The sequence below is a fragment of the Photorhabdus africana genome (assembly GCF_035181445.1).
In the GTDB taxonomy this organism is placed as follows: domain Bacteria; phylum Pseudomonadota; class Gammaproteobacteria; order Enterobacterales; family Enterobacteriaceae; genus Photorhabdus; species Photorhabdus laumondii.
Genome location: NZ_JAXBVE010000184.1, coordinates 1 through 469, shown reverse-complemented (window position 1 = coordinate 469; position 469 = coordinate 1). Strand labels below are relative to the sequence as shown.

The 469-nt window shown below is 53.5% G+C and carries 1 pseudogene; it reads right to left on the bottom strand.

The window, feature by feature from the left end:
- A pseudogene (locus tag SLS51_RS23325) lies at positions 1-469 on the bottom strand (hypothetical protein); the annotation flags it as partial.

The following is a 469-nucleotide window of genomic DNA, read 5'->3' as shown; positions in this document are numbered from 1 at the left end:
CGCCGGATTGGTTTTACAGCCTTCAAGCGCAACACGCCCTGCCGTTGCCATTTCAGCCGAGGCGGCAATCAGTATCTGGCCGCCATAAACCAGCGCATAACCGCCCGCCGCTACTGCGGTGACGGCAATCGCCGCATCCTGCCGCGCAATGACGCGCGCTTCCGCAGCTTTATCCCCTTTTCCTGCCGCTAAGATGTCTTTTTGATTTTCTACCGATAACTGGTACAACATGTGCTCAGTCATGTTATTACGATAGACAAGCTCCGCGCTGTTTGCTGCACTGTAAGCGCCTTCCGGGGTATGGCTAATCAGGGCACCTGACAATGCCCCGATAAATTTGGCTGTCTGGGCCTTAACTTCATTACCCGTCAGCGCTTCCTGAAGCTTATGGATTTGTCGCTCTGTTTCATTCTTATACGCCGGTTCAAATAGCCGGCTTTCCATTGTGATTGCCGCTAATTCAGCCGCC